The organism is Streptomyces sp. NPDC097981, assembly GCF_040302565.1.
GTDB lineage: Bacteria > Actinomycetota > Actinomycetes > Streptomycetales > Streptomycetaceae > Streptomyces.
In genome coordinates this window covers 41,289-61,107 of the sequence record NZ_JBEORW010000047.1, presented here as the reverse complement: position 1 = coordinate 61,107, position 19,819 = coordinate 41,289, and the positions used below count along the sequence as shown (strand labels likewise).

19 protein-coding genes and 5 pseudogenes are annotated in these 19,819 nt (G+C 69.7%); 13 read left to right on the top strand and 11 right to left on the bottom strand.

The annotated features are described in order from the left end of the window. Window positions 1-183: 183 nt before the first annotated feature. On the top strand, window positions 184-828 hold the full coding sequence (locus tag ABTY04_RS33220) for an MBL fold metallo-hydrolase (RefSeq protein ID WP_352217160.1): 645 nt from the start codon (window positions 184-186) through the stop codon (window positions 826-828). A gap of 54 nt (window positions 829-882) precedes the next feature. Here the strand turns inward: ABTY04_RS33220 and ABTY04_RS33215 are convergent. Next, window positions 883-999 (bottom strand): annotated as a pseudogene (locus ABTY04_RS33215) (transposase family protein); the annotation flags it as partial. A 10-nt stretch (window positions 1,000-1,009) separates the two neighbouring features. Between ABTY04_RS33215 and ABTY04_RS33210 the strand changes: the two are divergent. Both ABTY04_RS33210 and ABTY04_RS33205 read left to right on the top strand, forming a co-directional pair. Further along, window positions 1,010-1,381 carry a WD40 repeat domain-containing protein gene (locus tag ABTY04_RS33210; RefSeq protein WP_352217159.1) on the top strand — a complete coding sequence of 124 codons (372 nt, stop codon included), beginning with the start codon at window positions 1,010-1,012 and terminating at the stop codon, window positions 1,379-1,381. A 375-nt stretch (window positions 1,382-1,756) separates the two neighbouring features. Then, window positions 1,757-1,894 carry a hypothetical protein gene (locus ABTY04_RS33205; protein WP_352217158.1) on the top strand — a complete coding sequence of 46 codons (138 nt, stop codon included), beginning with the start codon at window positions 1,757-1,759 and terminating at the stop codon, window positions 1,892-1,894. 217 nt (window positions 1,895-2,111) lie between these two features. Here the strand turns inward: ABTY04_RS33205 and ABTY04_RS33200 are convergent, their stop codons facing one another. Continuing rightward, window positions 2,112-2,393 (bottom strand): hypothetical protein, encoded by a 282-nt coding sequence (locus ABTY04_RS33200; protein WP_352217157.1) that lies wholly within the window; start codon window positions 2,391-2,393, stop codon window positions 2,112-2,114. Window positions 2,394-2,838: 445 nt separating this feature from the next. Then, entirely contained in the window at window positions 2,839-3,048 is a 210-nt protein-coding gene (locus ABTY04_RS33195) for a hypothetical protein (protein WP_352217156.1), read from the bottom strand. A gap of 131 nt (window positions 3,049-3,179) precedes the next feature. Between ABTY04_RS33195 and ABTY04_RS33190 the strand changes: the two are divergent. Then, window positions 3,180-3,998, top strand: a pseudogene (locus ABTY04_RS33190) (IS256 family transposase); the annotation flags it as partial. Here ABTY04_RS33190 and ABTY04_RS33185 read toward each other — a convergent pair. The 3 genes from ABTY04_RS33185 to ABTY04_RS33175 all read right to left on the bottom strand — a co-directional run bounded on the left by ABTY04_RS33185 (window position 3,962) and on the right by ABTY04_RS33175 (window position 6,150). Next, complete coding sequence (locus ABTY04_RS33185; protein WP_352217155.1) at window positions 3,962-4,762, bottom strand: MBL fold metallo-hydrolase; 801 nt, start codon at window positions 4,760-4,762, stop codon at window positions 3,962-3,964. The pseudogene ABTY04_RS33190 and the gene ABTY04_RS33185 sit on opposite strands and share 37 nt — an antisense overlap. Window positions 4,763-5,225: 463 nt before the next feature. Next, window positions 5,226-5,501: a hypothetical protein gene (locus tag ABTY04_RS33180; RefSeq protein WP_352217154.1), complete on the bottom strand. Its 276-nt coding sequence runs from the start codon at window positions 5,499-5,501 to the stop codon at window positions 5,226-5,228. Window positions 5,502-5,886: 385 nt separating this feature from the next. Then, window positions 5,887-6,150 carry a hypothetical protein gene (locus ABTY04_RS33175; RefSeq protein WP_352217153.1) on the bottom strand — a complete coding sequence of 88 codons (264 nt, stop codon included), beginning with the start codon at window positions 6,148-6,150 and terminating at the stop codon, window positions 5,887-5,889. Window positions 6,151-6,600: 450 nt separating this feature from the next. Between ABTY04_RS33175 and ABTY04_RS41260 the strand changes: the two are divergent. Then, a pseudogene (locus tag ABTY04_RS41260) lies at window positions 6,601-6,819 on the top strand (hypothetical protein); the annotation flags it as partial. Window positions 6,820-6,918: 99 nt separating this feature from the next. Beyond that, complete coding sequence (locus ABTY04_RS33165) at window positions 6,919-9,789, top strand: ATP-binding protein (protein ID WP_352217152.1); 2,871 nt, start codon at window positions 6,919-6,921, stop codon at window positions 9,787-9,789. A gap of 22 nt (window positions 9,790-9,811) precedes the next feature. Here the strand turns inward: ABTY04_RS33165 and ABTY04_RS33160 are convergent, their stop codons facing one another. The 3 genes from ABTY04_RS33160 to ABTY04_RS33150 all read right to left on the bottom strand — a co-directional run bounded on the left by ABTY04_RS33160 (window position 9,812) and on the right by ABTY04_RS33150 (window position 12,272). Further along, complete coding sequence (locus tag ABTY04_RS33160) at window positions 9,812-11,095, bottom strand: TolB-like translocation protein (protein WP_352217151.1); 1,284 nt, start codon at window positions 11,093-11,095, stop codon at window positions 9,812-9,814. 271 nt (window positions 11,096-11,366) lie between these two features. Next, window positions 11,367-11,858, bottom strand: a complete 492-nt coding sequence (locus ABTY04_RS33155) for a hypothetical protein (RefSeq protein WP_352217150.1) — start codon at window positions 11,856-11,858, stop codon at window positions 11,367-11,369. A gap of 60 nt (window positions 11,859-11,918) precedes the next feature. Next, window positions 11,919-12,272 (bottom strand): hypothetical protein, encoded by a 354-nt coding sequence (locus ABTY04_RS33150; RefSeq protein ID WP_352217149.1) that lies wholly within the window; start codon window positions 12,270-12,272, stop codon window positions 11,919-11,921. A gap of 53 nt (window positions 12,273-12,325) precedes the next feature. On the opposite strand from ABTY04_RS33150, the gene ABTY04_RS33145 reads away from it, so the two are divergent. The 4 genes and pseudogenes from ABTY04_RS33145 (at window position 12,326) to ABTY04_RS33130 (ending at window position 16,467) form a co-directional block, all read left to right on the top strand. Continuing rightward, window positions 12,326-13,807: a competence protein CoiA family protein gene (locus tag ABTY04_RS33145; protein WP_352217148.1), complete on the top strand. Its 1,482-nt coding sequence runs from the start codon at window positions 12,326-12,328 to the stop codon at window positions 13,805-13,807. A gap of 362 nt (window positions 13,808-14,169) precedes the next feature. Next, the gene (locus ABTY04_RS33140) at window positions 14,170-15,459 is read left to right on the top strand and encodes an SUKH-4 family immunity protein (protein ID WP_352217147.1); all 1,290 of its coding nucleotides are present in this window, start codon (window positions 14,170-14,172) and stop codon (window positions 15,457-15,459) included. A 95-nt stretch (window positions 15,460-15,554) separates the two neighbouring features. Then, window positions 15,555-15,792 (top strand): annotated as a pseudogene (locus ABTY04_RS33135) (RlpA-like double-psi beta-barrel domain-containing protein); the annotation flags it as partial. Between the two features lie 198 nt (window positions 15,793-15,990). Continuing rightward, window positions 15,991-16,467 carry an ester cyclase gene (locus ABTY04_RS33130; protein WP_352217146.1) on the top strand — a complete coding sequence of 159 codons (477 nt, stop codon included), beginning with the start codon at window positions 15,991-15,993 and terminating at the stop codon, window positions 16,465-16,467. A 248-nt stretch (window positions 16,468-16,715) separates the two neighbouring features. Here the strand turns inward: ABTY04_RS33130 and ABTY04_RS33125 are convergent. Further along, window positions 16,716-17,345 (bottom strand): annotated as a pseudogene (locus ABTY04_RS33125) (CbrC family protein); the annotation flags it as partial. A 196-nt stretch (window positions 17,346-17,541) separates the two neighbouring features. Here ABTY04_RS33125 and ABTY04_RS33120 point away from each other — a divergent pair. Beyond that, window positions 17,542-18,285, top strand: coding sequence for a class I SAM-dependent DNA methyltransferase (locus ABTY04_RS33120; RefSeq protein ID WP_352217145.1), 744 nt, complete (start codon window positions 17,542-17,544; stop codon window positions 18,283-18,285). Here the strand turns inward: ABTY04_RS33120 and ABTY04_RS41255 are convergent. Continuing rightward, window positions 18,230-18,835: an ATP-binding protein gene (locus tag ABTY04_RS41255; protein ID WP_502996767.1), complete on the bottom strand. Its 606-nt coding sequence runs from the start codon at window positions 18,833-18,835 to the stop codon at window positions 18,230-18,232. The genes ABTY04_RS33120 and ABTY04_RS41255 overlap by 56 nt on opposite strands. A gap of 250 nt (window positions 18,836-19,085) precedes the next feature. Between ABTY04_RS41255 and ABTY04_RS33115 the strand changes: the two genes are divergently transcribed. Next, window positions 19,086-19,280 carry a hypothetical protein gene (locus ABTY04_RS33115; RefSeq protein ID WP_352217144.1) on the top strand — a complete coding sequence of 65 codons (195 nt, stop codon included), beginning with the start codon at window positions 19,086-19,088 and terminating at the stop codon, window positions 19,278-19,280. Between the two features lie 377 nt (window positions 19,281-19,657). Further along, window positions 19,658-19,816 (top strand): hypothetical protein, encoded by a 159-nt coding sequence (locus ABTY04_RS33110; RefSeq protein ID WP_327280767.1) that lies wholly within the window; start codon window positions 19,658-19,660, stop codon window positions 19,814-19,816. The last annotated feature ends 3 nt before the right edge of the window (window positions 19,817-19,819 follow it).

The following is a 19,819-nucleotide window of genomic DNA, read 5'->3' as shown; positions in this document are numbered from 1 at the left end:
TCAACCAAACTGTACACCTTGGCTCCATTGTTTGCTTAGGTGCCACAGAAGCACCCCCGACCCTCGCCGTGGCGAGGGCCGGGGTGCCGGAGCCAAGTCACAGTCGACTCTCACGGCGCGATATCTACAACCATACTGTACAGTCCGATTGTAGATATTCGGTCGGCTCGGAAAGGACCCGCTGTGAAGCTCACCAAGCACGCCCATGCCTGCGTCACGATCGAGAAGGACGGCACCCGCCTGGTCATCGACCCCGGCACCCTCACCCCGGACGCGGCAGAAGCCGCCACCCAGGCTCACGCCGTCCTGATCACCCACGAACACTTCGACCACTTCGACGAAAAGCTCGTCGCCGCCGCTCTCGAAGCCCAGCCCAGGCTGCAGGTCTACGGCACAGCCACGGTCGCAGCCACCCTCGGCAGCCACGACGGCCGCGTCCACGCCGTCGCCGCGGGCGACACCTTCAGCGTCGGTTCCATCATCGCCACCGTTCACGGCCACCGCCACGCGCTGATCCACGCCGACATCCCGTGCCCCGACAACGTCGGCTACCTCCTCGACGACGGAGCCGTTTACCACCCCGGCGACGCCTACTTCGCGCCCGACGCTCCCATACGCACCCTCCTGCTGCCGACCAGCGGTCCATGGACAAAGCTCGGCGAAGCCGCCGACTACGTCCGCACCGTCAAGCCCGAGCGCATCATCCAGATCCACGAACTCATGCTCAGCGACCTCGGCCAGCACTCCACCGCCAATCTCCTCGGCGAGAAGGGCCTGACCGGCACCCCGATCGAACGCCTTGAGCCCGGCACCACCGTCCAGCTGTAACGAGCTGGTGCGTGATTGCGTTGGAGACGTGGGGGCCTGAGCCGGGGGTTTGTGTCAGCCGGTGGTGTTTCGGTCGGAGACGAGGCAGGCGATGGCCCGGTAGGCGGAAAGCAGGTTCTCCCGGCGGTGGGTCCAGCGGACCAGTTGCTTCCGGCGTTTGTGATCGGCGAGGAGCAAGGCGGTGACCCGCGGCTACTCCGACCTCCAGCTGTGGGACACGGGCAAGGGCCGCAGGATCGGCAGCCCGCTGGCCGACACCGAGCCCGGCTCGTCGCTGAGCCCGAGCGATGACACCGTGGCCCGCTTCAGCCCGGACGGGCGCGTGCTCGCGACGACGTCGGGTCCGGACCTGCAGCAGATCCGGCTGTGGAACACCGCGGACGGACTGCCCATCGGCCCGGCCCGCTCCGGTCACGTCAAACCGGTCAAGGACATCGCCTTCAGCCCCGACGGGCTCACGTTGGCCACGGCGTCGCAGGACGAGACCGTACGGCTGTGGCGACTCGACACACTCGGGCTGCGGGACCGGGCGGGTCTGCTCGGCACCAGGTGAGCCCGCCGCCCCTCACCACCCCCCGGCGCTGCTCACGGAAGCGGGCCGGGGGCAGGCCCACGCGCTCACGCTCCACCGGCGCCTCGCGGCCGAACGCCGAGACCCCCTCACCGGAGCCCAGCGCCGCGCCCAGCGCATGCTCGCCCGTCACCAGAGTGACTCCCTCATCTGCCTGGTCGACCTCGACAACTTCAAGGCACTGAAAACACCCACGGCCACGCCGCCGGTGACACCGCGCTCGCCGCGACCGGCGAGCGCCTCGCCCGCTGGGCCGACAAGGCCGCCACCCCGGCCGCCCGGAAGGCCCGGGGCGAGAAGAAGCCCGCAGCGAAGAAGCGTGCCACCACTGGCAGTTCCTCCGCTGACCGTCCACTGATGTCGCTCACGAAGGCCGAGCTGTACGAGAAGGCCACAGCCGCCGGCATCGAAGGCCGCTCGACCATGACTCACGACCAGCTCGCCAATGCCCTCGCCCACACGGGCCGAAGCCGACGAGAGCAGCGAACGACGTAGAGGTACCAGCCCGCAACTGCTTCAGGGCACTCACACCGGCTTACGCGCCCTGGCGTGCCCAGGGCGCGTATTTCACGCAGTGCCCTTTCTGCGGCGAAACCGTCCGACCAAGCGGGTGAGCGACGTCCGACCGAGTCAGTCCGCGCAAGCCGACGGCCTACCCGGCGCGCCTGGGCGGCCACCCACCCGGCGGCCGCCCCGCGCCGGGGCCGCCGCCTCAGCCGCCACACCCATAGCGGGCGCTGCCGCAGGTTTCCGTGCCGTGAGTCCAGTGAACGCCGTCGGAGTCGCAGCTGCCGCCGGCTTCCCCGGGCTCGTCGAAGATGATCAGGCCCAGTACGCCGAGCAGGACGGGCGCGACGGCGATGGCGGCCATCCACCAGCCGATGGCCTCCCGGACGCCCTGGAGGTCCGGATCCGACAGGATCCAGAACAGCGTCCCCCACACGCCGAAGGACAGCACCGTGTTGACCACGGCCCAGCGTTCGTCCCTTCTCATGCCCCACCCCCGTCACCGCCGTATCGGGCACATGTTCCCGAGGCCCGGCGGCGGAACACATGACTCCGTCAGGGGCCTCCGGCTGCGCCGCCCCGCTCGCCCGCGACGGCGTTGACCGCCGCCCAGGCGAAGGCCATCGCGGGGGATCGGCGCCAGGTTCGGGTCGGGCAGCGTCGGGTCGCCGCAGTAGCGGTCACAGACGCTCTCGCCGCGGCCGAAGTCCTCGTCGACGCCCTCCTCGGCGAAGCCGTTGAACCGGCGGACCGTCGCCGCCAGGGCGGGCGCGGGGATCTCCCGAGCCAACTCCTCGACGGTGGCAGCCTTCTTCAGGAAGCCGCTCGCCAGCCACCTCTTGGGAACGGCTGCCCGGGGAAGGGGCCCGCTAACAGTTCAGAGAACTGACCAGCCCGAACGAGATCGCGCCGTTCCACAGGGCCTTCACGGCTCAGGCCAAGGACTCGGGTCCGGTGCCCTGCCAGTCGAAGAGGGCCACGTCGGTGAGGTCGCCGTCCTCGGCGTCGGTCATGCCTGCCCGATAGCGGAACTCCCGGACATCCCGCTCACTGGTCGCGCGGCCGAGTTCCTCGCGCCGGTGGGTCACCAGACGCCGACCCCGCTCGTCGGGAATGTGGATGGTCACTCTGGACTCGGCCATGGCTCCAGACTCGCGCCGGCGCCCGGGGCCGCACTCAGGCCGTGTCCGGTCGGGTCCATCTGCTCAATCGGGGTCGGCGCGTCGTCCGGTACGTCAGCTCGGGGCACGCACCACGGCTGAGCCCGCGCATCGCAGCCGTCGTCACTCGGCTGACCGAGCAGTGGAGCGACGACCACGCCGCCTTCCAGCAGCGAGACCTATCCGACCGCGGCTACGTCTGGGCCGACGGTGTGCACCCCAAGGTCCGCCTCGGCCAGGCACACTCGTGCGTCCTGGTCCTGCTCGGCGTCCGTCTCGACGGCACCATGGAGTTCATCGCACTCGCTGAAGGCCTGCGGGAATCCACCGAGTCGTGGGCCGACCTGCTGCGAGACTGCCGCCGCCGCGGCAACCGCGACCCCGAGCTGCTCATCGACGACGGCGCCATGGGCCTTTGGCGGGCGCTCACCAAGGTGTTCCCCGCTGCCCGGCCGCGAAGGTGCTGGGTTCACAAAGCCCGCAACGCCACCAACTGCCTGCCCAAGTCCGCCCAGCCCGGGGCGACGAAGGCGATGCAGGGGATCTACAACGCAGAAGACCGAGCCCATGCCGAGAAGGCTGTCGATGCGTTCGCGAAGACCAATGGAGCCGAGTGGCCCAAGGCCGTCGCGAAGATCACCGACGACCGGGACGAACTGCTCGCGTCCTACGACTTCCCCGCTGAGCACTGGATCCACCTGCGGACCACGAAACCCATCGGGTCGACCTTCTCCACCGTCGAGCTCCGCACCAAGGTCACCCGCGGAGCCGGCAGCCCGGCCGCGGCCCTGGCCATGGTGTTCAAGCTCGTCGAGTCCGCCCAGGCTCGATGGCGCTCGATCTCTGGCGCCCACCTGGTCCCGCTCGTCCGCGCCGGCGCACGCTTCGAACGAGGTCAGCTCGTCGAACGTTCGGAGGTGCCGGCCGCCTGAGCGATCTCGAAGGTGGATCCGGGAGCGGCGTAGTCGACGGGCCCGTCGAAGCAAGCCGAGGCGCGAGCCACCGCCTGCTGCGGCGTGAGGAACCGGCCGATATGGGTGACGATCAACCGGCCGGCCCCGGCCGCGCTGGCGGTCTCGCCAGCCTCCTCCGGGGTGTGATGCACCTGGTCACCTTCGGTGGGAGCCTGCGCACTCTCGGCCTCACACAGAAGCGCGTCGCATCCGTCGGCCAGCTGCGTCAGGCCGGCGCACGGTGCGGTGTCCCCGGAGTAGACCAACGACCGCCCCGAAGCCTCGACGCGCAGCGCGAAGGCCGGGATGCCGTGCGCCACCGACCGGCTGGTCAGCCGGAGCGAGCCGACGTCCACATGGTGGCCGTCATACAACTCGGTGACCGCGAAGGCGGATTCGATCGGGCTGCGGACCGACGTGTTGGTGAGGAAGCCCGCCAGCCGGTGGGCGATACCCGGCGGACCGTACAGAGGGATCGGTGCGGTGAGACGGACGTCCGAATACAAGGCGCCGTAGTACGCGGTGAGCAGATCCACACTGTGATCGGCGTGCAGGTGCGAGATCCAGATCGCATCCAGCTCATCCAACCGGGCATGACGCTGCAGCGGACCCAGCGTCCCGCTGCCTGCATCCATCCACACATGCGTGCCTCCGCTGGAGACCAGATAGCCGGAACACGGGTTGTCCACGCTCGGATACGGCGTCGCGCAACCCAGGACCGTGAGGCGAAGATCATTGGCCATCCCGAGAGCCTAGTCCCATACTTCGCGGGTCGTTGATTCGTATGGTTCGCGCCGGTGAGCGGTGTCCTGGGCCGGTGTGGTGGCGTTGGATGGGGTGTGTCGATGACTTCCCGGTCCCCGCGGCCACGGTCTGTGCATCAGCATCGAGAGTGCGTGGTGACGTCTGTGCTGGAGAAGCGCCTGGGCGCTCTGCCTGTCGCTGCCGAGTCTCTGCGCCGGCTGGACGCGGCCTGGATCGTCGACGAGCTGTGCCCGTCCGGCGATCGCCGGACCTGGTCTGACCAGCCCATGCCCGCAGGATCATCTCCGTGTCCGTGTCCGTGTGCGCGTCAACCAGCGGTGCGGCCGCGCCTGGTTCCTCAGCGGCCTGCCGGGGCATCCGGAGGCGGCCCCAGACGGCATGCGGGGGGTGTCCCTGGCGGCGGTCGGCTGGGGCGGCCCCGTGTGGTTGGCTCCGTGGCGGTCAGGCCCGCGGCGGGCCCTGGACGGTGGTCTTGCGGGCGTGCAGCACCTGCGCGTCCAGAGACAGGGATGTGTGGCCGTGGAGCTGGAGCCCGACGTCGGCGAGCAGGCACGCGTAATGGTCGGCACTGAACGTGTACTCGATAAGTCGGCCGCCCAGAGACTCCAAGCACGCCCAGACCGCCGCCTTGTTGCCCCCCCCTTCAAGGCGGTGAGGGGTTGCCTGTTCGCGGTCGGTCAGCGGCCGGTCCAGAACGATCACGACGGCTTCGGGCATGTCCTGTCCAGTTCGTAGTCGACGGGGGTGATGGTGGAGACGAAGGCTGAACCTTCGCGGTCCACGGCTTCCTCCGCATTCTTGTCCGAGCGAGCCCGGTCGGTGGATGTGGAGCGGTCCAGGAGGTACGTCGCGCCGTGGCGACCGCGAGGGCCATGTACAGGGCTCGGTGTTTCGGCCGAAGCCCGCGAAAGCCCGGCAGGCACTCATCGGCCAGGACGTGCCAGGCAGTCGGTCTGGGTGGCTCCGGGACCTCAGGCTGCGGCTGCGGCTGCGGCTGCGGCGCCGAACAGACCCCTGAGGATGTCGGTATATCGATGCACCGTGCGAGGTAACGGCTCCCCCTGATGCCTGCCAGGGGATTCGCCAAAACATTCACATCTCTTCACCGCAAGACCCGGGCCAGAGCCGGTTCTCGACCACGCGGCCACGCCGGGGCGGCCCAGTCATGCCACCTTGTGCACAACACCCAGACGTGGCCGCCGAACAGCACCAGGCCGACGCCGATCGCCGGCATGGCGGCGACCGCGGCGGTCGACGGCGTGCCGTGGTGGACGGGCGGCGTCCCGCCGGTCAGCGGCACCACACAGGCGACCACCACGACCGGGTTGGCCTGCCAGGACAGCGCCCGGCGGGTCAAGTAGGCCACGCCGGTGCCCCGCCTCTCGGTCGCCGCAGCTGCCGGTCTCCCTGCCACGCTGGGGTAACCGGCACTCAGGTCAGTGGCTGGCTGCACCGAGACCAGGGGCTGCGCGACACGGCCATCCCGGTCACCGTGCTGCCACCGTCGGCCAGGGTGCCGGACAGCAGCTGATCGAAGCGGGTGCCGAGCGGCTCCTCGGAACCCGGCCACTACACCCGACGCGGCACCCGGCGACAGGCAGTCCGGTGCGAGGGAGGCCGCACGCGCACCGATCAGCAGCGGTGAAGGATGGGCCGTTCTTGAGCCGGCGACATCGAAGAAGTGCACACCCCAGCCCTTGGAGCTGGGCACGGTCAAGTCGATGCGGTGGTGGTCCGCCAGCGCGCCCGGCAGGGCCAGCGGAAGAGACCGGATCACGCCCGTCATCCTGGGCCACGGGCAGCCGCGGGCAGCGATCCACGACAACGGGGCCAGCGCCTCGCCCTCCTGCAGACCGCCCTCCTGCAGACCCTGGAGGACGCCGCGGCGTACGACCTGCGTACGATTATGACCTTCCACCAGAAGGTGGAGGAAGCCGCTGCGTTCGCGGAGAACATGCCGCAGACCTCTGCCGAGCTGTACGTTGCCGACGCCTCCGGCGACGACCTGGCGCAGGCGGAGACGCTGCCCAAGTCGTAGATCGCGGACTGAGGTGATCGGCCGGGCCCGCCGGCCGAGGCGGGTGAGCGTCGACACCGTCGCCTGGCCGCGGACGGAAAGTGAGTCGACGCCAGCATGACTGACGAAGCGAGAGGGGAGCCTGTCGGCGGACTTCCCGGCCGGGCGCGAGAAGTCGCGATCCTCCGCGCAGTGCTGGCGGGCGAAGGTGGCACCCGGTGCGTCGCGGTCACCGGCGAACCGGGGATCGGCAAGAGCCGGCTGCTGACGGAGCTGGGGAAGCTCGCGGACACAGCAGGATGGACGGTCCGCAGCGCACGCGGGGCGGAGTTCGAGTCCCACATCCCGTTCGGTGTGTTCGTCGACGCGCTCGACGACCAGCTCGCCGAGCTGGGCCCGGAGCGCTTCGCCGCCCTCGGGCAACAACAGCTCGCACTTCTCGCGACCGTATTCCCGGCGCTTCCCCCCGTCGGTCCCGTCGACCTGGTCGACGCGGAGCGGTACCGCCTGCACCGGGCGGTTCGGGCGTTGCTGGAGCTGGTCGCCGGGCCGTCCGGGCTGGTGCTCGTCTTCGACGATCTGCACTGGGCGGACGAGGGATCGGTCGAGCTGCTCGACCACCTCTTGCGCCACCCGCCCCAGGCGCGGCTGGTCTTGGCTTTGGCGGGCAGGCCCCGGCAGACGTCGCTGCGGCTGTGGCACGCACTGTCCCGCGCGGCGACCGACGGGGTGGCCGAGCTGCTGGAACTCGCGCCGCTGAGCCGAGCCGACGCCGGCCTCGTCATGCCGGAAGGTCTGGGCCGTTCCCGGCGGGAAGAGCTTTACCAGGCCAGCGGCGGAAACCCGTTCTACCTGGAAGCCCTGGCGCGGGCCGGTGAGCGGGGTATCGCCGTCGGTGATGCGGCACTCCACCCCGACGGGGCGATCCCGGTGGCGGTCCACGCTGTGCTCGCCGCCGAGTTGGCCGCGTTGACCCCGCAAGAGCGGGTCGTCGCGCACGCCGCCGCGGTCGTGGGTGACGATTTCGAGGCTGATTCGCTCGCCGAAACGGCGGCCATGGACGCCGGGTCCGTGCTCGCCGCGCTCGACCGGCTCGCCGAGCGTGACCTGGTGCGGCTGGACGGCCCGACCGGCCGGTTCCGGTACCGGCATCCGCTGGTGCGCAGCGTCGCCTACCAGGACGCCGGTCCTGGCTGGCGGCTTCAGGCACACGGCCGGGCCGCGTCGGCACTCCGGAGCCGGGGCGCGCCGCCGGCCGAGTTCGCCCGGCACGTGGAGCGATCCGCCGTCCGCGGTGACCTTGAAGCGGTCGCGGCGCTCACCGAGGCCGCCGAAGCGACGATGCACACCACGCCCGCGACCGCCGGGCACTTCCTGCGGGCGGCCATCCGGCTGCTCCCCGACTCGGAGTCGGCCACGCCGCAGCGCCTGATCCTGCTCGGCCGGCTGGCACACGCGCTCGGCGCCACGGGCGACCTGCGGCAGGCCAGGGAAACCATGCACGAGGTGCTGCGGCTCCTGCCTGCCGAACTCACCCAGATCCGGGCACAGACAGCGCGGGCCTGTGCGACCGTGGAGCAGGTTCTCGGGCGCTACACCGAGGCCAGGGCGATGCTGCACAGCGAGTGGAAACGCGTCGAAGGTGTTGACGCCCACTCTGCGGCCGTCCTGCTCGTCGCGCTCGTTGCCGGCGAAAGTGTCGAGCGCGAGCACGGACAGGACCGGGTGGCCGAAGCGATCGCCGCCGCGCGGGAAGTCGGGGATCCGATGCTGCTGGCGACGGCATTGTCGGCCGCAACGCTCATCGACCGGCGGGCGGACCGGCTGGACGAGGCGGCCGCACTCCTGGACGCGCTGCCCGACAGCGACCTGGTCCGCGACATCGATGCGGCGTTCTGGCTGAGCTGGTCGGAAATCTCCGCCGACCGGCTCACGGCGGCGAGCCGGCACATGAGCCGTGGCCTGCAACTGGCTCGCGCGAGCAGGCAGTCCCACAAGATCGCGCTGCTGACCGCGATCCGCGGCATGGTGCATGCCTACCTCGGCGAGCTGGCGGCGGCGACGACCTGCTTCGACGACAGCCTGGAGTCGGCGGAACTGACCGGCAGCGAGGAGCTGCGCGTCATGACGTTGACCTTCGGGTGCTGGATCACCACCTGGCGCGGCGACCTGGCCGAGGCGGTCCGCCTGGGCAAGGAGGCCATCGTCGTCGACGACCAGGTGACGGCCATGAGTTCCTGGCGCAGTGGCCAGGCCGAGGCGATGCTGGCGCAGGCGATGTTGCACTCGGGTGATCCGCACGCTTGCATCGAGCTGCTGCTCACCAGTGGCGGTGGCGCCGAGCTGCCAGCGGTGGGCCTGCGCACCAGGCCATTGGTGTACCTGATGCTCACGGAGGCGGAGGTCGCGGCCGGCCGGGTTGCCGCGGCCGCGGCATGGGCCGACCGAGCGGAGGACGCGGCCGGCCGGCTCAAGCTCCCGCTGCGGACCGCCATGGCACAGCAGGCCCGCGCGATCGCCACGCTGCCAACGGACCCGGCGGCAGCCGCACCGCTCGCTGTCGCCGCTGCCGGCACGTACGGCCGGATCGGGGTGGCCGTGGAGGCCGGGCGGGCGCACTTGCTCGCCGCGACGGCGTTCGGCGGCAGCGGGGCGATCGACCAGGCCCGTGCGCACCTCGTGTCCGCCCGCGCGTTGTTCACCCGGTGTGACGCGCAACTGTTCCTGCCCCAGGTCGCGCGCGAGGAGCGGCGCCTGAACGCGCGCGGCCCCCGGCCCGAAAGCGGCGCCGAGCGGTTCGACTTGACCGCCCGTGAGGTCGAGATCGTCAACCTGGTCTCGGACGGCCTGACCAACCGGGACATCGGCCTGCGGCTGCATTTGAGTCCCAAGACCGTCGAAGTCCACCTGGGCCGGGTCTACGCGAAGGTCGGCGTTTCCGGTCGTGCTGCTCTGGCCGGCGTGTGGGCCGCCGCGGCGCGTCACTGAGGACGCCACGGCGGCCGACATCTCAGTTGCCGAGGTCGCGTACGTACAGGTTGGGATTCCGGCTGGTGCCGTCACCGCCCAGGTTCGTCGCGCTGGTCGTGAAGGCGACGTGGTGGCCGTCGGCCGAAATCGAGGGGCTGTCGCTGTACCCGTCGCTCTGCGAGCCGTCATTGGCGACGCTGACCCTGGTCGTGGTGGCGGTCACCCGGTCTCGCACGAACACGTCCCAGCGTGAGTTGGTGTCGCCGGTCACCAGCCTGTCCTCGCCGGACACGAACGCGATGTAGCGGCCGTCGGCGGAGAGCGTCGTCCGCTCCTGGCCGGGGGTTCTGCTGTCGCTCAGGCCATCGGGGCCGAGGTTCACCTGCGTCGTCGTCCGGGTAACCCGGTCGTACAGGAAGATGTCGGTGTCGTTCCGACCGCCGGTGTCGCCCGCCACCAGATTCGACGCGTCGGATTCGAACGCGACGTAGCGGCCGTCGGCCGAGATGGTCGCCGTGCTACTGGCGGAATTGCCTTCCTTGCCGTCGGGACCGACGCTGATCCGGTCGGTGTACCCGGTCAGCTGATCGTGCACGAACACGTCGACCGCGTGGTTGTTGTCGGGGAACAGGGACAGTGTCTTCGCCCCGGAGGAGAAGGCGACGTAGCGCCCGTCTGCCGAAATCGACGGCTGTTGGCTGATGTCGTCGCCCTGGCGACCGTTCGAATCGACGCTGACCCTGGTGGTCCCACCGGTCTGCCGGTCGCGCACGAAGACGTCGTGGATGTCGTTGGTGTCGCCGAACACCAGGTTCGAGGCGGGAGAGTCGAACGCGACGAACCGGCCGTCGGCGGAGATCGACGGATGGAAACTCTCACTGTCGCTCTGCTCGCCGTGGCTGCCGACGCTGACCCTGGTCGTCTCACCGGTCTGCAGGTCGTGCACGAAAATGTCGCGGTAGCGGTTGGTGTCACCGGCCACCAGGTTCGTCGCGACGGACTCGAACGCGACGTAGCGGCCGTCGGCGGAAATCGACGGATTCCGGCTCACGTTGTTGGCCTGGTTGCCCGCGGAGTCGACACTGACCCTGGTGATGACGCCGGTCTGCCGGTCGCGGACGAACACGTCTTCCGCCCGGTTGGTGTCGCCGGCCACCAGATCCCTTGCCAGCGAACTGAAAGCCACGTAGCGGCCGTCGGCGGAGATCGACGGCCCGCTGGCGGAGTTGCTGATCGGTGACGTGCCCGCCGGCCCCGGTTCGGCATCCGTGGCATGCGCGACGCCGGCCGGTATCAGCGCCGCGACGATTCCCGACGCGATCACTGCGCGTCCTGCGTTGCGGATTAGGGAGAGACGTCTCATGGGTGTCCTTCTGTTCGGTTGGCCGCCACGGCAGCCGGTTGCCCGCATCAGCGTTCCGTGTCGGACCGGCCGAAGCATCAGGGAACCCCCTACACCTTCGGCGTCGCGTTCCGCGCCCCGCGCGTGTGGACCTCGCACGGCGCATTTCAGCGCGACGTGTCCGATTCGGCGTTTCACGGTGAGCAACAGCCAGTGGATCGGGCCGGCGAAATCCCTCTGCGGTTTCGCCGGCTCACCCCAGGCTTGGCGTTCGGAGCGCGGTGGGCGCATCGATTGTGAACCGGCCAAGGAGGTGGTCATCGACCGTGCGACGATGACGAGGCGGCGGATCTCGTACGCGGTGTGCTCCTGGCGGTGCTGGTCGGCGGCAGCGGCGGCGGCCGGAGCCTGGACCTCGCGGTCGCAGGTCGGTGATGCCCTCCAGTGCCTGCTCGATCTGCTGGCGGCGGGTGGACGTCCAGGTGATCAGCTTGGGGTCGACCCCGGCTGTCGGCATCACCGGGCGGAGGCCCGGCGTCAACTGCCGGGGCACGGTCGCCAGCCCCGGTTCCTCGCACACCTCGCTGGTCATGGTGAGGGTGTAGAGCGCCCCCACCGCCACAACGTGCTGGTACAACCAGCCGCTCCAGCCCAGGCCTACCAGCACGCCATCGCCCCGGACAGGCAGCGGATCGCCGCTCTCGGCTGCGCGGACCAGGCACTGCGCAAACGCCAGGTCACCCACGGCGGCATTGACACCCTGCTGTCCGAACTGAACCCCCGCTACACCCACTGGAAGCCACCCTTACTGGAACTCGCCATGGCCTCCGGCAACAGCGACGTCATCCATCTCGCCGGCCGCCTCCGTACCGGCACGTCGGGCCCCCATCGGCTGAGACTTCCGTCCCCTGACGGGCGTGAACGGTTTCCCCTTCGCCTTCGCCTTGATCGGCTTGGGAAGCAGCTTCTGCCACGCACGGTCGTAGTACGACGTGCAGTACGGCACGGTGTCCTGCAGGATTGCCGCAACCACCCCCTCGGGGCCCCACGACGCCGTCGCCGAGGCGAGGTTCTTCTTCGAGCAGCCGGAGCAGATGGCGGCCACCGTACCCGCTGCCCTACTGGTGATCCCTCTCGGCCGGATCTTGGCCTGACGCATTGTCAGTGGCTCACGCCATACCGGGCTCCTCGTCGATAAAAGCAGGGGGGCCGATGGCGTTCCGGGCCGTGCACGCACAGTGGGGGACCGTTTTCGCGCACCTGGCCGATCTCGGCTGCGGGCGCTCGTGGGGCGAGGTGTGGAAGGTGAATCCGCCCGCCTCCCTGACCTGCGACGAGTGCCGTCACGGCATGTACGCGAAGACCTCCCAGGCCGGCATACGGTTCTTCGCCCACGCCCCGGGTGCCCCCGTCTGCGCGCTCGGCCTGGAGTCGGTCGCCCACCACCTGCTGAAGCTGGAGCTGGCGAACGCCGCCCGCGACGCCGGCGCCCACGCCGAACTCGAAGCCTGCGGGCCCAACGGCACATGGCGGGCAGATGTGCTGGCCACCGACCCCGCCGGCACCTGGGCAACGGCACTGGAGGCACAGCTCGCGCCGATCACCGGCGCCGACATCACGGCCCGCACCGTGAAGATGCGCGCCGACGGCGTCACCGCGATCTGGTTCAGCGACCGGCCCCGCCCGCCCTGGCTCGGCACCGTCCCCTCCGTCCGCCTGGAGCGGCCCGAGGAAGCGAAGCACCTGGCCGTCGCCGAGGGCCTGGTGAAGTTCGAGGGCCACAGCTGGAAGGCAGTACCGGCCTCCCTGCCCCAGTTCCTCACCTGGGCGTTCGCCCGCCGGATCGTCCCACACAGCCCGCGGACGCCGATGCGGTACCCGCAGCGGTCGCTTGCCACGGCGTGGACGGCGCCGCAGTACGTCACGGCCGAGGCCGCGCACTTGGAGGAAGAGGAACGGCGTCGGCGTATCGACGAGGCCCGGATGGCCGCGCTGCAACGGGAGAAGGAGAAGAAACGGGAGCAGATCCGCGCCAGGAACGCGGTCACCCGGGCCAAGGCCCTGGCCGAGGCCACCGCCGCCGAACAAGAAGCCCGCACCCGGCCGCCCGGCAGGCTCTGGCAGGTCGCCCGCGTCTTCCGTCGGGGCGTCGACCAGGCCCTGGCCAAGCTCGCCGAGGAACACGGCATCACCGCGACCGTGGGCCTCGGCACCGGAGACCCCCGGTACGCAGGCGGCGTCCCCCTCGTCGACGAGCACGGTGTCCCGGCCGCCGTGTTCGACCCCGACCCCGGCCGCGTACGAGGGGAGTCATTCCTGCTGCTGGCCGGACTCCTGCTGATCTTCCCTGACAAGGCCACCCAGCGCCGGTTCGAGAACGCGGCGAACACCAAGAAGAAGCACCGGCCGGTCGACGGCTACCGCACCGACTTCGTCGAGGCACCGGTCGGCGGGCCCGGCCGGGCCTGGCGCGACCGCTCCTGCACCTGCGCCACACCGCAGCTCATCGCGAAGATCCAGAACGCGGAATACGCGGCCGCACCGAGCGAAGAGATGGGCCCAGCCGCCGCTCTGTTCCGCGCGGAGTGCCGTGCGTGCGGCGGCCGGTATGACAAGCCCTGGCGCCGGACCGGCAGCACACCCGTTCCCCGACACCTGCGCCTCCCGGCCCAAACTGGTGAGCTCGTATGTTGACGTGTCGCCTGTTCTCCAGCGGCCTCCGACCTTGGTCACCGTGAGTGCGTCGATGGTGCTCTGCTGATCAGCCTGTGGAGACGCGCGCATTGCGACTGCTCACCGTACGGCCCTGTACGTCGCTGCCGGGCGTCGGCAGAGCATCGCCTCACCGCAGCCTTTCGTGCAGCCGTGCCGCTCGTTGCCGTCGAGCAGGTCGTTCACCCAGTCCTCGCGTTCGGGAGGATGTCCTCGTCCTCGGTGAGGTCGGGCCAACCCAGCCAACCCAGCCGACCCGCACAGAAAAGATCACAAGACACCCGCTGTCGGCTCGGTGGGTAAGGTGACCGCTGATCAAGGCAACGACAGCCAGGACGGCGACAGTGCAGCTCAGGACGACCACCACAGCAAACAGCGTGGCGCAGTGGTTCGGCGCCGACAATCTGCTCCGGGTCCCGACCGACGCCTTGCCCGACACTCTGGTCCACGAACCGACCCGGCGTTTCCTGAGCGAGGTCGGCCTGCCCCGCGAGGGCGGCGCGTACGTGCGCCTCCACACCGACCCGGCCGTCTGGCTTCAGCCGGTCTCGGGCCGACTGGAGCGACTGACCGCCAGCGCGGACCACCTGCTCGTCCTTGGTGAGTGCGGTGGCCATCCGCCGATCTTCGGCGACTGGCTCGTACTGGACGCCGTGACCGGCCAGGTGTTCGTCGTCGGTGGGAGGTACAGCGCGGGCAGCGAGTTGGTCACCGACCTCGTGGCGAGCGACCTGTCCGTGCTGGTCACGTTCGTGCACGAGCTGGAAACCCTGCGCGCGGTCGCCGCCGATCCCACGGCGCACGACGGCCGACGTGGCCGGGATGTGATGACCGAGGTGACCAGGGCGGTCTGTGAGCGGATGCAAGCCACCGACCCCGCAGTGTTCACGGAGTACGGTGACGCCCCGCACTGGACCGCTGTCCTGGCAGGCTACGGCCTGCTCTGGGCTGCCCGCCGCAATCACGACGCAGCCGAGTCCCTTGCCTTCGACATCACCCCCGAGCTGATGGAGGACCTCATACTGCTCCCCGTCAGCCCCGAGGACCTGCCACCGGCCCTGCGGCACGAGCCCACCCGCCGCCTGCTCACCACCGTCGGGTTGCCCACGCTCGGCTACCTGCGAGACAGCGAGGCGCGCCCGCTCGTCACCTTGCGCCAATCCGGCTCCCGGCAAGCGGACGACGATGGCGAGCCGCATGGCCCGGCCCAGCGCGACCTCATCCGCCTGGGCGCGGCCGGACGCGGGTACGAGATCCTGCTGGACGGACCCACCGGCCGTATCGGGGCTGTCGTGGGCGACGACTTCGAGGACTCCCCCGTCGGCTTGCTGCACACCGACCTGTCCGCCTTCTACCAGGCCATCTGGACTCTCACCAGCCTTGCCGCGCTGTGGGAGGCCATGCAACTGGAGGACGAGGACTTCGACGACTACGAGGACGACTACAAGGACGAGTTCAAGCTCGACCCCTACAACCCGGGGCCCACCGACTGGAACGCCTTCTCCGGAAAGTTCACCCTGGAGCGGATCGCCCTGGACTTGCTCGCCCAGCTCGACGCCCCGTCCGTGGCACACGACGCCACCCTCTGGAACGTCTGCGCCAACGACAGCAACTACGGCTGCCTCCTCGGCTGAGCCCGGCCCGGCTCTGCGGACCTTCCGTCACGCCTTGACTCGTTCCTCGCCCTCGGATTGGTCAGGAGGGTCTGTAGGTCAATGACTCTGTCCCGGACACGGTGTGTCCGGGGTCGACGGTGACGTTTGTCGGGTGAGGCGGGTGCGCCGGCGGCGAGCAGTGGGACGTTGCCGGTGGGGACGAAGCTGAAGGTGACGAACCTCGACAACGGTCGGGCGACGACGGTGACGGTGACGGTGACCGGCCCGTCAGGCAGTTGCGCGCTGCTGAACAACGCCGCGTTCGAGCACGTACGGGAGCCGGGCAAGAACCTGATCCGGCGCGCACGCATCCGTCTATCCACCCGACGACGTCCGCCTGGACGATGCGTGCCGATCGAGTGGCGCGGCGACCCACCCGCGTTCTGGACTCCGGACACCGGCCGGGAGTGAGCAGCAGTGCAGCCGGGCGTGGCCCTGTCATGGGGAGACGGCCTCGGCGAGTAGCGTGGCAGGTGTTCCGATGGAACCCTGCCGCCTGGGAGCACGCGCATGGACCGCGACCAGATGTTTCGGCTCTTCACCGCCCACCGTGCCGCCGAGGCCGCTCGCGACGTTCCCTCGATTCTGGCGACGTTCACTGAGGACTGCTTTCTCGACACCGTGCCGCTCGGCCTGCGCAGCCAGGGCAAGCCAGCGACCCGGGCCGCGTACGAGAGTCTTTTCGCCGCGTTCCCCGACCTCGCGCCTGAAGACACCGGGATCGCGTACGGGGACGACGTCCTCGTCGTGTGGGGCACTCTGCAGGGCACCAGCCGCGGTCAGTGGCTCGGCTTGCCGCCCGGCGGAGGGGCCTTCACGGTGCCCTTCGCCAACGTCGTACCCTTCCGCAACGATCTGATGGCGGGCGAGACCCTGTACTTCGACCTCGCCTCCGTCTGCGCGCAGGCCGGACTCGACCTCGACCACCTCCGCACCGCAGCCGCAGCCGCAGCCGCGAGCGCAGGCCCGCCCAAGGCCGCCCCTTGAACCTGACCTGCCCAGGGACAGCTCCACGACTGGTACCCGGCTACTCGTCGCACAAGATCGAAGCCGCCGACACCCTTGCGGCTGGACCCCGAAACCTCCGGCCCGGCGGGCGCGTACAGCCCTGTCAGATGGGAGACCCTGGCACCAGGGGCCAGCTCCCCAGGCCCCAGACCGGACGCGGCGCTCCGCCGCAACACGGCGGGCCGCCTACAGCGCTCGCCGGAGCCAACTAGAGTCGTCGATCCAGATCATTGCGGCGCGGAGGTGGAGGCCGGCGAGGTAGCTGTCCGGTGTTTGATGACTCGGTATCGCCGGCTCAGATTGGCGGAACACTCTGGCACCCTGCCAACGTCACCCGCAGGCCGCCCGACCCCCGAGCGAAACCGGTCGATCACCCGCACCTCCCCCAACACCGCCAACGCCTCCGTACCGGGCGCGGTCAGCCGGCGCACCGAAGCCCCGAACTCCCCGGCCGCCAGCCCGGCCAGCGCGTCGGCGTCCGCCTCGGTGGACCAGCCGGACAACGAGTCCTCGCCGGCCGCGTCGTCGGCCAGGGCCAGCCACGGATCATCGAGGCGGAACCGGTGCGCGGCGCCCCCGGCCCCGGTCGGCACCAGCGACGCGACCGTCGGCCCCGTGGGGACTTCGATCTTGTCGTGCGCGAGGAGCCAGGCGACGACCGCGCGGCGATCGAACAGGTGGGTCACGCAGCCACGGCACCGGAACAGATACGCCGGCTGGTCTCCCTTGTCCAGCGAGCCGAGGAAATGCTCAACCTGATCCGGCGGCCAGCCCCAACCGTTCACCTCCTGTCGCAGTGTTTTCAGCGCGTCAAGGGGAGCGGCGAGTTCGGCAAGCCCGACACGGCCCAGAAACGCGGCGCCGTCGCCTCAGTCGGGTGTTACGGGAACTCAGGAAGTTGCTCAGTTACGGCCGTGACCGTAACAGCCGTCACAGACGGACAGCCCGCCCGACCATAAAGAACAAGGCCAGAAGCTGTTCCTGATGCCTGCATGACAAGCAGCCTGAAAAACTCGGTGGACATCGAATGGGCCAGCCGCGAGCGTTGACGGAATGCAGCAGGAGAAGATCTGGGACGCCGATGCCGCCCAGCGCTATGACACGCCCGGTTCCGGAATGTTCGCGCCCGAGGTCCTGGAACCGGCCGTCGACCGTCTCGCCCAGCTCGCAGGTGACGGAGAAGCGCTTGAGTTTGCCATCGGGACCGGCCGAGTAGCCGTCCCGCTCGCGGGGCGAGGAGTCTCTGTCACCGGCATCGAGCTGTCGCTCCCTATGGTGGAACAACTGCGAACCAAGGCCGATGAAGCAACCATCCCCGTGATCGTTGGTGACATGGCGACCACCGTCGCTCCTGGCGAGTACGCCCTCGTCTACCTCGTGTACAACACGATCTCCAACCTGCTCACCCAGGATGAGCAGGTGCAGTGCTTCCGCAACGCAGCCCGCCACCTCGCACCTGGTGGCCGGTTCGTGATCGAACTCTGGGTACCCGAGTTGCGCAAGCTCCCGCCGGGCCAGACGGCCACCGTCTGGCAGTCCGAAACCGGCTACATCGGGTTGGACACCTACGACGTGCTCCACCAGCACGTCGTATCGCACCACTTCCGCTTCGATGAAACCCAGCAGGCGCGATTGTTCCGCAGCCCTCATCGCTACGTCTGGCCGGCCGAACTCGACCTGATGGCCCAGCTGGCCGGATTCGAACTGGAGACCAGGCATGCGGACTGGGCCGGCGCCGAATTCACCGCCGAGTCGCGTTCTCACGTCTCCGTCTACCGGATCCCCTCCGCGGGGTAGCTCCGGCAAGGTCCGCCCGGCCGAGGCAGTGCTGGGCTTCGTTCATCCAGACGACCGTCCGCGGCCCGACCCGGCCCAGCTCGGCCAGAGCAGCCTCCGTGCGGGTCGGGTCGAAGCGGTGCCACAACCTCCAGTTCTTCTGCGCGAGCGGCTGGATGGCCTCCCAGCACGCCCGCGTCTTCCCTGTCGAGGAAGTGCCCACGAGCATCACCATCCGGCTGCGGCCCGCCGCAGCGTCCCGCACCGCATCGGCCAGCACCCGGTCATGCTTGCGGGGCACATAGCCCGGCAGCGCCCGCACCCCAGGGGTATCCGGGCCCAAGGCGCTCTCACCGGGGCCGGCGGGATGGACTTCCAACTCGTGCGGCTCCCGCAGACCGATCGGCCTGCCCGGCCGCCCCACCCCATCGGCTGCGGCCGTCCCCGGCCACTCCTCCGCTGTCCGCCACAACTTCAGAAGCTCACCCTGAGGCAGCTTCAGCGTGGCGGCCAGCCTTGAGATCGTCTTCTCCGACGGCACTGGCCCCTTGGCCGAGAGCGCCTGCGACACCGTAGTGCGCCCAAGCCCTGCTTGACGGCCGAGCTGCGTCTGGTTCAGCCGGGCCCGGGACAGCCCATCGTTGAGCCTCGCCCGCAGCTCGGCAAGGGCCGGATTGTGACCGTTCTGCTCATCGCGTACGTGCTTCTCCCGGGCCAGTGACGTGTTCGTCGGTGTTCATCTTTGTTGCCGCGAACCACGGCGAACACCGATTCCGCGACGTTCGAACACGTCAATACCCCACTGAGTCCCGGAGCTTGTCGTGATCGTCGCCATCGTCCTGCTCACCACCGCACTTGTCATCGTCGTCGCGCTGCTGGCCGGCACCGCCGCGGGCAAGCTCGCCCGCATGGACGGCGCCACCTACCCCACCGCCCTCACCCGCGCCGCCACCACCTTCGCCGCCGTCATCACCCTCGCCACCGTCGTCACCACCGCCCTCAACGCCCTGCTCTGACCCAAGCCCTCCTCGGTCCCAGCGGCCACCCCTGCGGCCGGCGTGGAGTCCGGGCCGAAGCCCGTGGCGGGCCCGCGCGACGGCCGTACGGGGCGTGCAGGCGCCGCCGCTCACCGGGAGCGAAGGATCCCGTCACGCTCGCCGCCTCCCTTGCACGCCCCACCCCGCCAGTCGACGGCCGGCGGCAAGACACTCCGCACGGCGGCTCGGCTTGAATGGTCTGGAGACAATCCGGTGACCGCTGAGCTACGCTGACTCCGCACTCGATCGGGCTTCGGAGGCCACGTCCCACCCCCGCGTTCGACCTCGCTTGCGACGCGGGCTGCTGGTTTGATCCGCGTTCGCAGTGTCCTGTCGACTTTCGGGGAGAAGTCACCATGCCGAACTCATTCTCTCGTTTTCTGAATGACGAGGAACTGAAGAAGGTGCGCGAGCTCTACCTGAAGTCACTTCAGGAGGCCGAGCAGGGCAAGGCCGACGAACAGCACGAGGAGCAGACCGGTTCCGGCGCCGCCGAGACCACGACCGAGGTCTGATCC

Coding starts and splice junctions, on each gene's coding strand:
- ABTY04_RS33120 (WP_352217145.1), top strand. CDS start 17,542: ATGCAGCAGGAGAAGATCTGGGACGCCGATGCCGCCCAGCGCTATGAC.
- ABTY04_RS33130 (WP_352217146.1), top strand. CDS start 15,991: ATGGACCGCGACCAGATGTTTCGGCTCTTCACCGCCCACCGTGCCGCC.
- ABTY04_RS33165 (WP_352217152.1), top strand. CDS start 6,919: ATGACTGACGAAGCGAGAGGGGAGCCTGTCGGCGGACTTCCCGGCCGG.
- ABTY04_RS33205 (WP_352217158.1), top strand. CDS start 1,757: ATGTCGCTCACGAAGGCCGAGCTGTACGAGAAGGCCACAGCCGCCGGC.
- ABTY04_RS33110 (WP_327280767.1), top strand. CDS start 19,658: ATGCCGAACTCATTCTCTCGTTTTCTGAATGACGAGGAACTGAAGAAG.
- ABTY04_RS33195 (WP_352217156.1), bottom strand. CDS start 3,048: ATGGCCGAGTCCAGAGTGACCATCCACATTCCCGACGAGCGGGGTCGG.
- ABTY04_RS33180 (WP_352217154.1), bottom strand. CDS start 5,501: ATGCCCGAAGCCGTCGTGATCGTTCTGGACCGGCCGCTGACCGACCGC.
- ABTY04_RS33150 (WP_352217149.1), bottom strand. CDS start 12,272: ATGCGTCAGGCCAAGATCCGGCCGAGAGGGATCACCAGTAGGGCAGCG.
- ABTY04_RS33145 (WP_352217148.1), top strand. CDS start 12,326: ATGGCGTTCCGGGCCGTGCACGCACAGTGGGGGACCGTTTTCGCGCAC.
- ABTY04_RS33185 (WP_352217155.1), bottom strand. CDS start 4,762: ATGGCCAATGATCTTCGCCTCACGGTCCTGGGTTGCGCGACGCCGTAT.
- ABTY04_RS33200 (WP_352217157.1), bottom strand. CDS start 2,393: ATGAGAAGGGACGAACGCTGGGCCGTGGTCAACACGGTGCTGTCCTTC.